Annotated in this window: 11 protein-coding genes; 2 read left to right on the forward strand and 9 right to left on the reverse strand. The window is 73.6% G+C overall.

Features of this window, described 5'->3' with window-relative positions:
* Window positions 1-3: 3 nt before the first annotated feature.
* From ACSNOA_RS19805 to ACSNOA_RS19840, 8 genes are all read right to left on the reverse strand, one after another.
* Window positions 4-774 carry an SDR family oxidoreductase gene (locus ACSNOA_RS19805; RefSeq protein WP_436660356.1) on the reverse strand — a complete coding sequence of 257 codons (771 nt, stop codon included), beginning with the start codon at window positions 772-774 and terminating at the stop codon, window positions 4-6.
* Window positions 775-937: 163 nt separating this feature from the next.
* Window positions 938-2,230, reverse strand: coding sequence for an ABC transporter substrate-binding protein (locus ACSNOA_RS19810; protein ID WP_436662382.1), 1,293 nt, complete (start codon window positions 2,228-2,230; stop codon window positions 938-940).
* A gap of 76 nt (window positions 2,231-2,306) precedes the next feature.
* The gene (locus ACSNOA_RS19815; protein ID WP_436660357.1) at window positions 2,307-3,422 is read right to left on the reverse strand and encodes a branched-chain amino acid ABC transporter permease; all 1,116 of its coding nucleotides are present in this window, start codon (window positions 3,420-3,422) and stop codon (window positions 2,307-2,309) included.
* Window positions 3,419-4,297 carry a branched-chain amino acid ABC transporter permease gene (locus ACSNOA_RS19820; protein ID WP_436660359.1) on the reverse strand — a complete coding sequence of 293 codons (879 nt, stop codon included), beginning with the start codon at window positions 4,295-4,297 and terminating at the stop codon, window positions 3,419-3,421. Before ACSNOA_RS19820 ends, ACSNOA_RS19815 begins: the two co-directional genes overlap by 4 nt.
* Before the next feature lie 20 nt (window positions 4,298-4,317).
* Complete coding sequence (locus tag ACSNOA_RS19825) at window positions 4,318-5,061, reverse strand: ABC transporter ATP-binding protein (protein ID WP_436660360.1); 744 nt, start codon at window positions 5,059-5,061, stop codon at window positions 4,318-4,320.
* Window positions 5,062-5,137: 76 nt separating this feature from the next.
* Window positions 5,138-5,923 (reverse strand): ABC transporter ATP-binding protein, encoded by a 786-nt coding sequence (locus ACSNOA_RS19830; protein WP_436660362.1) that lies wholly within the window; start codon window positions 5,921-5,923, stop codon window positions 5,138-5,140.
* Window positions 5,924-6,113: 190 nt separating this feature from the next.
* Complete coding sequence (locus ACSNOA_RS19835) at window positions 6,114-6,956, reverse strand: alpha/beta hydrolase family protein (protein ID WP_436662383.1); 843 nt, start codon at window positions 6,954-6,956, stop codon at window positions 6,114-6,116.
* Between the two features lie 189 nt (window positions 6,957-7,145).
* Entirely contained in the window at window positions 7,146-7,880 is a 735-nt protein-coding gene (locus tag ACSNOA_RS19840) for a YqjF family protein (RefSeq protein WP_436660364.1), read from the reverse strand.
* Window positions 7,881-8,087: 207 nt separating this feature from the next.
* Here ACSNOA_RS19840 and ACSNOA_RS19845 point away from each other — a divergent pair, with 207 nt between their 5' ends.
* Window positions 8,088-9,272: a low temperature requirement protein A gene (locus ACSNOA_RS19845; protein WP_436660366.1), complete on the forward strand. Its 1,185-nt coding sequence runs from the start codon at window positions 8,088-8,090 to the stop codon at window positions 9,270-9,272.
* A gap of 51 nt (window positions 9,273-9,323) precedes the next feature.
* Here ACSNOA_RS19845 and ACSNOA_RS19850 read toward each other — a convergent pair whose 3' ends face one another.
* Entirely contained in the window at window positions 9,324-10,529 is a 1,206-nt protein-coding gene (locus ACSNOA_RS19850; RefSeq protein WP_436660367.1) for a low temperature requirement protein A, read from the reverse strand.
* Between the two features lie 190 nt (window positions 10,530-10,719).
* On the opposite strand from ACSNOA_RS19850, the gene ACSNOA_RS19855 reads away from it, so the two are divergent.
* The gene (locus tag ACSNOA_RS19855) at window positions 10,720-12,660 is read left to right on the forward strand and encodes a galactose-binding domain-containing protein (RefSeq protein ID WP_436660368.1); all 1,941 of its coding nucleotides are present in this window, start codon (window positions 10,720-10,722) and stop codon (window positions 12,658-12,660) included.
* Window positions 12,661-12,667: the final 7 nt, after the last annotated feature.

Raw genomic sequence — 12,667 nt, forward strand, 5'->3', positions numbered from 1 at the left:
CCGTCATTCGACGGCCCGGCCGGTGAGCGTGGCGCCACCGTCGCAGACGATGGTCTGGCCCGTGATCCAGTCGGCGTCGGGCGAGGCGAGGAACGCCACCGCGCCGGCCACGTCCTGGGGTACGCCGAGCCGCCCCAGCGGGTACGCGGCGGCCACCTCGGCCTCCCGCCCCTCGTACAGGGCCGCCGCGAAGCGGGTCTTCACCACGCCCGGCGCGACGGCGTTGACGCGGATCGCCGGCGCCAGCTCGACGGCGAGGCAGGCGGTGAGGTGGTTGAGGGCGGCCTTGCTCACGCCGTAGAACGCGATGCCCGCCGGCGGGGCGAGGCCGGCGACCGAGGACACGTTGACGACGCACCCGCCGCGCTCGGCCATGCCGGTCGCGTGGACCTCCTGCACCCAGCCGAGCGCGCCGACCAGGTTCACGTCGAGGATCTTGCGCGCGGCCGCCAGGTCCAGGGTGGCCAGCGGGCCGTAGGCCGGGTTGATGCCGGCGTTGTTGACCAGGACGTCGACCGGGCCGAACGCCTCAGTGAGCCGCCCGACCGCCTCGGCCCGGTGCGCGGCGTCGTCGGCCCGGCCGGCCACCGCCACGGCCGACGCCGGCCCGCCCAGCGCGGCGACCGCCTCGGCGAGCGCCTCCGGACGCCGGGCGGTCAGGCCGACCCGCGCGCCCTCGGCGACGAGCCGCCGGGCGATGCCCAGCCCGATCCCGCGACTGGCTCCGGTGACGAGTGCGACCCGGCCCGCGAGCCGCCCAGAATCTGCATTCACGGTGCAGATACTAGAAGCGCCACGCACGCCGGTCAACGCACCGCCCGCTCCGACCCATCCACGATCGTGCACCTGTGACCCTTGGTCTGTGCCGGTCCAACCGGCGTGCCAGGGCAGGACGTGCACGATCGCGGGGGCGGAGCGGGCGGGGGTGGTTGGGTTGTCAGGAGACGGTCGGCACGCCGTTGGCCGGCGGCTGGACCGGCGCGGCCGTGTACTCGGCCACCGGCGCGTCCGCCTCGTCGGTCTCGTACGTCGGGCCGAAGTAGTTCTGCACGCCCCCGGTCACCTTGGTCAGCCGCTCACCGCCGTAGCCGGAGTGGTCGCTCTTGGAGAAGCGCAGCGGGGCGAGGCCGGGCCCCTGGAACCCGCCCTTGTTGACCGCCTCGATGACCGACTCCCGGGTGAGGTCCTTACCGGCGGCGAGCAGCGCCTGCACGAACAGGTAGCCGACCGACATGCCGTAGACGGTGTTGCCGTCGAACGGCGCGTCCCCGTTGTACTCCTTGTTGATCCGGGTGTAGAGCTGGATCCACGGGTTCGCCTTGTCGTTCTGCATGGGCAGGTAGTTGGCGCCGATCATGCCCTCCAGCAGCGGCGCGGCGTCGCCGAGCTGCTTCGCGAGGGTCGGGTGGTCGGCGCCCACGTTCGACACCATCCACTGGGGACGGAAGCCGAGCCGGGCCGCCGTGCCGATGGACAGGGCCGTGAACCCGGGCACCGTGGCGAGGACGACCACCTGGCAACCGGCCGCCTTGAACGCGCCGATCTGCGGCGCGACGTTGGTGTTGCTGGTGACGTACGTCTGCTTGACGGCCACCCCGCCCGCGCCGAGCACCTTCTCCACACCGGCCAGGCTGTCCCGGCCGAAGTCGTCGTCCTGCCCGAGGAAGCAGACCTTGCGCCCGGGCATGGCGGTCTTGATGTGGTTCGCCAGGATCTTGCCCTCCACCGTGTAGTCCGGGTTGAACCCGAACGTCCCGGGATACTTGTCGGGCTGGTCCCAGCTGCGGCTGCCGGAGGCCACGAAGAGGTCGGGCACGCGGTTGGTCTTGAGGAAGTCCAGCACGCCGGTGTGGGTGGGCGTCCCCAGCCCGTTGAGGATCGCGAACACCTTGTCCTGAAGGACCAGCTGGCGGACCACCTGCTGCGTGTTGGCCGGGTTGTACCCGTCGTCCATGATCTTGTATGTGATCTTGCGGCCGTGCACTCCGCCGTTGGCGTTGACGTAGTCGAAGTACGCCTTCGTGGCCGGCGCGATCTTCGAGTAGCCGGCCGAGGCGGGGCCGGTGAGCGGCATGTGGGTGCCGACCACGATCTCGGTGTCGGTGACACCGGGCACGGACCCGCGCCCGGGGCCGGAGCCGGAACCGCCGTCGCCGCTGCACGCGGCGGCGCCGATGAGCAGAGCGATGGTGCTGGCGATCACGAGACCGCGTCGTGCCGAACGGTGCATGGGAAACACCGACCTTTCCTCGGTGGGGGTTTTCGTGGGGTGGGGCGCCCGGCCCGGGGGAAGGCCGGACCGGGGCTCAGGACCGGCGGGCCCGCCACCGGGCGAGCAGCGGACGGCCGAGCCGGGACAGCAGGCCCTGCACGCCGCCGGGCGCGGCGAGCATCACGACGATCAGCGTGATCCCGAAGATCGCCAGCGGAAGGTTGCCCTCCAGCCGCTGCGCCGCCGCCGGCGACAGGGTGAGCTGCTCGGTCACGGAGTGACTGAGGTCGGGCAGGACGACGAGCAGGACGGCGCCCCACACCGCGCCGGCGAGCCGCCCCAGACCCCCGATCACCACGGCCATGAGCAGGAAGAGCGACAGGGTCAGCGAGAACGCGCCGGGCGACACGCTCTGCGCCAGCACCGCGAGCAGCGCGCCACCGAGCCCGGCGGTGGCGGCGCTCACCACGAACGCGAGGACCTGGGTGCGGGCGACGTGGATGCCGGCCAGGCGGGCGGCCACCTCGTCGTCGCGGACCGCCCGGAACGTACGGCCGTACCGGCTGCGGACCAGGTTGGCCAGCAGCAGCAGGGCGAGCAGGGTGGCCGCGCCGGCGACCCAGAGCTGCCACCGCTCGTACGGGAAGTACGGGCCGAGCGCCAGCGGCGGCGGCTCGACCGGCACCGACAGCCCCTGCTCGCCGTTGAACACGTCGTCGAACGTGACGGTCAGCGCCGGCACCACGACGGCGACCGCCAGGGTCACGCCGGCCAGGTACGGACCGCGTAGCCGGGCCGCGGCCACGCCGACGACCGCGCCGACCGCCACCGTCGCGATCACCGCGGCGGCCAGCGAGACCGGCAGCAGCCACAGCCCGGTGATCCCGCGGTCGGAGAACGCGGTCTGGCAGAAGGCCACGGTGTACGCCCCGGTCGCCATGAGCGCGCCGTGCCCCAGCGAGAGCTGACCGTTGAGCCCGGTGAGCACGGTCAGGCCCGCGGTCGCGCAGAGGTACGCCGCCACGGTGGCGAGCTGGAAGTTGCGGAACGGCTCGACGGCGTAGCTCACCCCGAACAGCAGGAGCCCCGCGACCGCCACCACGGCGAGGTGTCGCAGCAGGGTGAAGCCACGAAGGCGCGGCATCCGGCGTCGCGCACCCGCCTCGGCGGCGGGGTCCTGCGGCGGCGCGGCCGCCCGGGTGGCGCTCACACCCGCCTCGCCGTGACCGGGGCGAACAGCCCACCGGGACGGACGAGCAGCACCGCCAGCAGCAGGACCAGCACCGCGAGCGGCGTGAGGTCGCTGCCGGCGTAGCCACTGACGTAGGACAGCAGCAGACCGACCACGAGCCCACCGACCACCGCGCCCGGTGGACTGTCCAGCCCGCCCACGACGGCTCCCGTGAACGACGAGACGAACACCAGGTCCATGGCGTTGGGGTGCAGCCCGAGTTCAGTGGGGATGACCAGCATGGCGGCCAGCGCGCCGACGCCGGAGGCGAGCGCCCAGCCGAGGGTGAGCATGCCGCCGACGTTCACACCGAGCAGGCGGGACACCTCGGGAGCGAACGCGGCCGCCCGCATCCGCAGGCCGACCGCGGTGCGGGCGAAGATCCAGGCCAGCGCCACGACCACCACACCGACGGTGGCGAAGACGAACAGGTCGTACGGCGAGAGCAGTGCGAGCCCGCCCACGTCGAACGCGCCCCGGGAGAACGGTGTGCCGGCGGGCCGGAACTCGCTGCCGTAGACCATGCCGAGCACGGCCTGGATCAGCAGCACCAGCCCCAGCGCGACGATCACCGGGTTGAGCGGCGACGCGTGGTCGACGTAGCGCATCACGGCCCGGTCGACCACCGCGCCCAGCAGGAGCCCGGCCGCGAGGGCGGCCACGAAGCCCAGCCAGTAGGAGCCGGTGGCGGCCGAGACGCTGTACGCAACGTACGCGGCCGCGACGGCCATCGCCCCCTGGGCGAAGTTGACGACGCGCGCGGCCCGCCAGATCAGCACCAGGGCGAGCGCGAACGCGGCGTAGACCGCTCCCCGGGACAGGCCGTCCAGGGTGAGGAAGACGAAGCGGTCCAAAGGTTCTCCCTCCGGGATGGTCAGAAACCGAGGTAGGCGTGGCGCAGGTCGACGTCGTCGCGCAGCTCGCCCGCCGGGGCGGTGGTGACCACCCGCCCGAGAGCCATCACCACGCCCTGGTCGGCGACCGAGAGCGCGCTGCGGACGTTCTGCTCGACCAGCAGGACGGTGAGGCCGGTGCGGTCGCGCAACTGCCGCAGCAGCGCCATGGTGCGGGCGACCACCCGCGGCGCCAGGCCGAGCGACGGCTCGTCGAGCAGCAGCAGGCGCGGCCGGCCGACAAGCGCGCGGCCGAGCGCGAGCATCTGCCGCTCGCCACCGGAGAGCTGGTGGCCGAGGTTCCGCCGGCGCCGCGCGAGGGGTTCGAAGAGCTCGTAGACCTCGTCGAGAGCGCGGGCTGCGTCGGCCCGGTCCCGCCGCCACAGCCCGCCGAGGCGCAGGTTCTCGTCGACGGTCAGCTCACCGATGACACCGCGCCCCTCCGGCACGTGCGCCATGCCGCGCCGCACGAGCTGCTCCACCGGCGTGCCGCGCAGGTCCTCGCCGGCGAGCTGGATCCCGCCGGACAGGGGGCGCAGCATCCCGGAGATCGCGCGCAGCAGCGTGGTCTTGCCCGCGCCGTTGGCGCCGACCACCGCGGCGATCGTGCCGGCCGGGACGGTGAGGTCGACGGCGTGCAGCACCGGCGCGGCGCCGTAGCCCGCCACCAGCCCGCGCACCACGAGCAGGTCCCCCTCGCCGGTACGCTCGCTGCGCTCGCTCATGCCGCCGCCTCCCTCCGGTCGGCGACGACATGAGGCTCCACCGCACTGCGCCGAACGATTCGCTCGCTGCGCTCGCTCATGCCGCCGCCTCGTCGACGGCGGCGCCGAGGTACGCGTCGGTGACCGCCGGGTCGTCGCGGACCTCGTCCGGGGTGCCGGCGGCGATCACTCGGCCGAAGTCGAGCACGACGATCTCGTCGCAGACCGCCATCACGAGGTCCATGTGGTGTTCGACGAGCAGCACCGCGCACGGGTCGGCGTCGCGGCGGGGCAACTGCCGGATCAGCTCCGCCAGTTCGGCGATGTCCTCGGCCCCCAGGCCGCCGGCGGGCTCGTCGAGCAGGAGCAGTCGCGGCCGGGCGGCGAGCGCGCGGGCGAGGGCGACCCGCTGGCGTACGGCGAAGGGAAGCGTGCCGGGCGCGGCGCCGGCATGCGCCGCGATGCCCAGGCTGTCGAGGACGTCGAGGGCGTGCCGGCGCAACCGGGCCTCGTCGCGGTCGCTGCGGGGCAGCCCGAGCAGCGCCGGGAGGAAGCCGGCCCGGGCGGTGTGCGTGGCGCCCGCCATGACGTTCTCCAGCACGGTCAGCCCGGCGAAGAGCCCGGTCCCCTGCAGCGTGCGGGCGATGCCGAGCCGGGTGAGCCGGTGCGGGCGCGGGCGCAGTGGGCGACCGTCCAGCGTGAGCGAGCCGGACTCCGGCGGGACGAAGCCGCAGACGACGTTGAACAGCGTGGTCTTGCCGGCGCCGTTGGGGCCGATCACCCCGACCACCCGGCCGGGTGGCACCCGCAACGAGACGTCGTCGAGGGCGGTGAGGCCTCCGAAGCGCACCCCGATGTGGTGCAGCGCGAGCCCTTGCTCCATTCACCCATCCCTCGGTAGTGGCGGGTGTTATTTACACTCGCAGTGTACGTTTCTCGGTTTCCCCGTCAATACCTTCAATGTTTCGATCCGGCCACCCCCCGCAACGGCCGGAGCGGGCCCGTCGGGGCACGCCACGACGGCGCGCACGCGGGCGGGGCGGCCGCCACCGCGGCCGCCCCGCCCCCTGACGTCAGGCGCTCGGGCAGGTGTTGCGGTACTCCTCGATGGCGAGGCCGCTCGGCCCCGGGCAGAGGAACGGCTCGTAGCGGGTGTCGTTGTCCACGAACCGCTTCAGCCAGGCGACCATCTGCCGCGCGGTCGGCGTGTTGACCGTCTGCGGGAAGAAGTGGCTCGCCCCGTTGAGTTCCAGGTACGCCTTCTCGGCCGAGGCCGGGATGCTGTTGTAGAACGGCTCCGAGTGGCTGGCGACCGGCGCCACGGTGTCGGACTCGCCGCCGATGATCAGCGTCGGCACCTGGATCGTGTTCCAGGTCTTGTCCAGGTTCCACGGGGCCAGTGGCACGGCCGCCTGCAACGACGGCCGGGACGCGGCCGCCTCCAGGCTGCCGCCGCCGCCCATCGAGTGGCCGGCCACGGCGAGCCGGGTGCCGTCGATCCGGGTACGCACCGAGCTGCGCTGGACGAGGTAGTCGAGGGCGGCGAGAAGCTGCCGCCCGCGGCTGTCGGGCTGGTCGAGCCGGCTGTTGGTCTCGATGCCGATCACCACGAAACCGTGCGAGGCGATACGCGGGCCGAGCCAACTGATGCTGGACCAGGCGGCGGTGTAGCCGGGCGAGATGGCGATGGCACCGAAGGTGCCCTGGCTCGTGTCGGTCGGGTAGTAGATGACGCCGCCGCCGAAACCGGTGACGCTCAGCGAGGAAACGCTCTGCGACGCGGTGGCGAACGGGCCGCGGCTGGCTTCCAGCAGCGCGACGGTGGGGGCGGGGCCCCGCTCGTACGGGTTGTCCGCGGCCTGTGCCGCACCGGCGGGCGCGGCCAGGAGGCCACCGGCGACGAGCGCGGCGGCCATCGCCGCGCGGGCGGCGCGGGCGAGGGCGGAACGGGGACGGGTGTCGGTCGGTGATGACACGTCGGGCACTCCCTAGCGGTGGGGGATGTATCGACGTGCGTCAGTCTTCGGCGTGCCGGCCGGCCCTCGCATCGGCGAAATCACCGGTCCCGCGACGGGCACGGCGGCGGCGGCCCGCAGGCCGCCGGATCAGTGGACCGCGACCGGGGCGCCGAACCGTACCGCGACGCCCGGGGACCAGAGGACGCTCACCGGCGCCGACTCCGGCGGGGTGAGCCCGGCCGCCCCGACCAGCTCGTCGTCGAGGTGCACGAGCTCGGCCCGGTGCAGCGGCCAGCGCGGGTGGACGTTGGGCATGTGCAGCGTGCGCCCGTACGCGCGGGTGTGCAGGCCCCAGCGGGCCGTGAGGAAGTGCTCGAGCGGGCTGGGCTCGGCGATCGCGGGACCCACCCGCACGCGCAGGGTGCTGCGTGTCCCCGCCGGGCCGGGCCAGCGCCGGCGGCAGGTGTAGGTGAGCAGGTCACCGTCGCGGCGCACCCGCATCCGCGACCACAGGTACGGCAGGCGCAGGCTCACCCGGGCCGCGAGGACCGGCAGCAGCCGGGCGGCGTCCAGCGAGAGGAACACCACGGCGCGTCGGCCGGCCGTGTCCACGCTGTACACGCGGACGTTGGTCTCGCCGAACGAGCCCAGGTAGGGCAGGCCCGGGCCGGCGAGCAGCCCGAGCCGCACCATGCGGAACGCGACGAGTCCCACGTACGTGCGGCCGCCCAGGACGTCGGGGCGGGTGCCGGGCGGCAGCAGCGGCGCCACGTCGGCCGGGTCCACCGCCCAGTGCAGGAAGGCGAGGTCGTGCCAGCGCTGGACCAGCACCGGGTGGCGCAGCGGCCGGGTGGCCTCCGCGGTCACCGCCTCGGCGTCCATGCCGGCATTGTCGCCCGGCGTGCGGCCGGCGGGCCGGCCCGCGCGCCGGCGTGTCGGCGTGTCGGGCCAGGCGCCGGCGTGTCGATGTGTCGGGCCACGCCCGGGTGGGCCCGGCTGGTTCGGGCCCACCGCCGCCGGGGTGCTCGATAGTGTGGCGGCTGGCCCGGAACCGGTCGCGGCGCCCGCGCACCAGAGGAGGCAGACGCGGTGACGTCGAGTCCGCTCCCCCGCATCCTCCGCCGCCGCGGCGAGCCCGAGCATCCGACGTTCCTGGAGCTGTTCTTCGATCTCGTCTACGTCTTCATGCTCTCCCGGCTCGCCGCGGGACTGGCCGAGGACCTCACGCTCCGAGGCGCCGGCCAGACCGCCGTCCTGCTGATGGCGGCCTGGTGGGTCTGGGTGCTCACCGCCTGGCTCACGGACCTGTTCAACCCGCGGCTGCCGGTCATCCAGGCGACCGTCCTCACGGTCATGTTCGGCACCCTGGTCATGGCCATCGCGGTGCCCGAGGCGTTCGACGGCTACGGCTGGCTGTTCGTCACCGCGTACTTCGGCATCCACGTCGTCCGCGACGCGGTGCTCATCCCCGGCACCCGCGTGAACCGTCCGATCCAGGCGCGCAGCATCCGGGTGTTCTTCTGGTTCGTGGTCAGCGCGGCCCCGTGGGCGGCCGGGGTGTTCGTGGACGGGACGGCCCGGCTCGCCCTGTGGGCTCTCGCGGTGACGGTCGACCTCGGCTCGGCCCGGGTCGGCTGGCCGACGCCCCGGTGGGGACGCACCGAGCTGGCCAGCCAGATCTTCACCGGACCCCACCTGTCCGAGCGGCACCGGGAGATTTTCGTCATCGCGCTCGGCGAGCTGGTCCTGTCCGTCGGCACGGGGTTGGCCGGCAGCGGCTTCGAGGCGGCCCGGGTGGCCGCCTCGGCCGTCGCGTTCGGCAGCGTGGTGCTGCTCTTCTGGCTCTACTTCCACCGGGTGGAGCAGCTCCTGGCGTCGGCGGGGTTCATGACGGTGGAGCGGGTACGTCCCGGCACCTCGACCTCGTACAGCCATCTCGTCCTGGTGGCCGGGGTGCTGCTCGTCTCGACGGGCAGCACCCTGGTCATCGAGACGCCGCTCGGCGCCACCCCGCCGGCCGTGGCGATCGCCATCCTCGGCGGCCCCGCGCTCTACCTCCTGGGTGGCTGCCTGCTCGACGGCGTCCTGACCGGCCGGGTCCTGTGGTCCCGGGTGCTGGGCATCGTGCTGCTCGGCGCCCTCGCGCCGGCCATGGTCCTGCTTCCGCCGCTGGCGGTGCTGGCGGTGGCGAACGCGGTACTGCTGCTCGTCCTGGTCGGGGAGACGGTGACCTTCCGCTCGCGGCTGGTGCGCGCGCCCGCCCCGAGCCGCTGAGGCCGCGCGGCGCGGCGGGCGGCGAGGCGCGTCGGCCTCCGGTCGCGCACGTCAGCCCAGCGCCGGAGGTCTCGGTTCGCGGGTGTGCAGCCGGGTGCTCACGAGGTTCGCGGCGGCGATCAGGAACAGGACGGCCATGGCGAGCAGCGCCAGCAGGACCGGCGGCAGCAGCGACGAGGCCGGCGCGGCGCCGGCCAGCAGCACGACGCCGGCCGCCCGGGAGCGGGAGATCCGACCGAAGACGGTGTAGTCGAGCAATCCGCGGCCGACCAGGAACAGCGCTGGGGCGCCGAGGATGAGCGCCGCCCAGCGGGGCGGCGTGTCGCCGAACGGCCGGAGCACCACGAGGTGGCTGGTGACCGCCGAGCCCGCGATGCCGGCCACCATCGTGAGGTGGGTGAAGGCCGCCGACTGGGTGAGCCGTGGCGGGTTCGTCGACCGGGCGATCGCCTCGGTCAGCAGCTCGCCGGCACGGTAGATGTAGATCCGCCACATGAGGACCACGGTGGTGAACACCACCACCAGCGCGGCGGCCCGGCCCGGCGTGTACGGCTGCTGGCTGAACGTCGTGCCGGTCACGAGGATCGCCACACCGAGCGCGATGATGACGAACTGCCGGTACCGCTCGGCCATCCGCTCGCCGGTGAGTCGCCACTCCCGCGCCCGGGAGCGCCCGATCCGGGGCAGCGGCCAGCCGAGCACCGCCGCCGTGTACTCGACGGCGACCGCGCACCCCCAGAACGCCAGCCGGGTGTGGCCTTCCACCAGCGCGCCGCCGATCCAGCCGATGCCGGCGACGGCCTCCCAGGCGACGATCCGGCCGCTGCGGCGCGGTTCGGCGGGGTCGTGGCCGCCCAGCAGGTTGGCGACCAGGTAGGCGGCGCCCGAGCCGAGATGGAGGACGAGGTAGGTGACCGCGAAGAGCAACCCGCGGTCTTCGTACGCGTCGGGCGCGGCGGCGGCGAGCAGCAGGCTGGCCATCGCCACGCCGAGCAGCTGCCACCGGACGATCCGGCGTCCCGTGTCGAGCGTGTCCGCCGACCACGTGGTCAGCGACCAGATCAGCGTGAAGGCGAGGAGCAGCACCACCGTCCCGGCGAGACCCGTCCAGGTCACGTCGTCGGCCAACGCCCTGGTGAGCGAGACCAGCGCGAAGACGTAGACCAGGTCGAAGAGGAGTTCCAGGGAGGCGGGGCGGCCGGGATCCCGGCGCGCCGCCCGGGCCGCTTCGGCACCGCCCTCCGCCGCCATCGCCATCGCGCGTCACCCCGGCCCGCCGTACCGTTCCCGCCGGGACGACACTACGGGCCCCACGGTGGCCGCGGTCGCATCATCCATTTCTTACAGTGCTGTCGCCGCAATCTTTCATTCTCCAGTCTGACTATTGCTGCCCCACGTCGACGACTGGCATGATGTCCGTCAATTCCTCGACCAAGGAGCGGTTGCCATGGCACTCACCCGCCGCACGCTCATCGGCTCCGTCGCGGCGGGATCCGCGCTCGCCGCCCTCCCCGACCCCGCGCCGGCGCCGGCCGCGGCGGCCAGCCCGCCCGGCGACGTGGTAGGCAAGATCACCGTCGGTTACCAGGGCTGGTTCAGCTGCCCCGGTGACGGCGCGCCGATCGGCGGCTGGTGGCACTGGAGCCGCGACCGCTTCCAGCCGCCGTCACCGGCCAACACCACGATCGTCTCCTGGCCCGACATGCGCGAGTACGCCCGCGGCTACCCGACGGCGTACCCCAACCTCGGCAACGGACAGCCGGCCCAGCTGTTCTCCTCGTACGACCAGCAGACCGTCGACACCCACTTCCGCTGGATGCAGGAGCACGGCTGCGACACCGCGGCGCTGCAGCGGTTCAACCCGTTCGGTGACGAGGGGCCGACCCGCGACGCCATGGCGGTCAAGGTCCGCGGCGCGGCCGAGCGGTTCGGGCGCAAGTTCTACATCACGTACGACGTCACCGGCTGGACGGCCATGCAGTCGCAGCTCAAGCAGGACTGGACGAGCAAGATGTCGGCCCACACGGCGTCTCCCGCGTACGCCCGGCAGAACGGCCGGCCGGTGGTGTGCATCTGGGGGTTCGGCTTCAACGACGACGGCCGGCCCTTCGCGCCCGAGCCCTGCCTCGAGGTGGTCCAGTGGTTCAAGGCGCAGGGCTGCTACGTCATCGGCGGCGTGCCCACCTACTGGCGGCAGGGCATCAACGACTCCCGGCCCGGCTTCGGCGCGGTCTACCGGGCCTTCCACATGATCTCGCCGTGGATGGTCGGGCGCACCGGCACCCTCGACGGACTCGACTGGTTCCACACCAACGTCAACGTGCCCGACCTCGCCGACTGCGCCGCGAACGGCATCGACTACCAGCCCTGCGTGATGCCTGGCGACCTGTCGGCCGGGCACCGCCGGCACGGCGACTTCTACTGGCGGCACCTCTACAACATGGTCCGGCTCGGCGCGCAGGGGCTCTACGTCTCGATGTTCGACGAGTTCAACGAGGGCAACCAGATCGCCAAGACCAGCGAGACGGCGGCCACCACACCGGCCGGTGCCGGCATCCGGGCGCTCGACGAGGACGGGACGTTCTGCTCGGCCGACTACTACCTGCGCCTCACCGCGGACGGCGGCCGGATGCTCAAGGGACAGCTCGCGCTCACGCCGGTCCGCCCGACGCCACCCGTGGCCGGCGGCACGCCGACCCCGCCGACGCCCCCGGGCAACCTGACCGTCACCGGCCGCACCGCCACCAGCGTCTCGCTGGCCTGGAACGCCTCCAGCGACGCCGACGGCGTGGCCGGCTACCAGGTCCGCGAGGGCGGCCGGACGGCCGCCTCGGTCACCGGCACCTCGGCCACCGTCACCGGGCTGAGCCCGGCCACCGCGTACACCTTCACCGTGGTAGCGCTGGACACCGCCGGCACGGTGTCGCCGCCGTCGAACGCGGTCACGGCGACCACCGCCCCCGCCGCCCAGACCGACCTGGCCCGCGGCCGACCCACCGCGGAGAGCAGCCACACCCAGGTGTACGGCAGCGGAAACGTGGTCGACGGCAACCCGGACAGCTACTGGGAGAGCGCCAACCACGCGTTCCCGCAGTGGGTGCAGGTCGACCTCGGCGCGCCCACCGCGGTCCGGCGGGTCGTCCTCCGGTTGCCCCCGTCGCCGGCCTGGTCGACCCGTACCCAGACCCTCGCGGTGCTGGGCAGCACCGACGGGGCCGGCTGGAGCACGCTCGTGGCGTCCGCGGGCCGGGTGTTCGACCCGGCGAGCGGCAACCAGGTGACGCTCACCGTGGGCGCCGTCCCGGTGCGGTACGTGCGGGTCCACGTCACCGGCAACACCGGCTGGCCCGCCGGGCAGCTCTCCCAGCTCGAGGTCTACACCGCCTGAGCCCCGC

The sequence above is a fragment of the Micromonospora sp. URMC 103 genome, from assembly GCF_051386435.1.
GTDB lineage: Bacteria > Actinomycetota > Actinomycetes > Mycobacteriales > Micromonosporaceae > Micromonospora.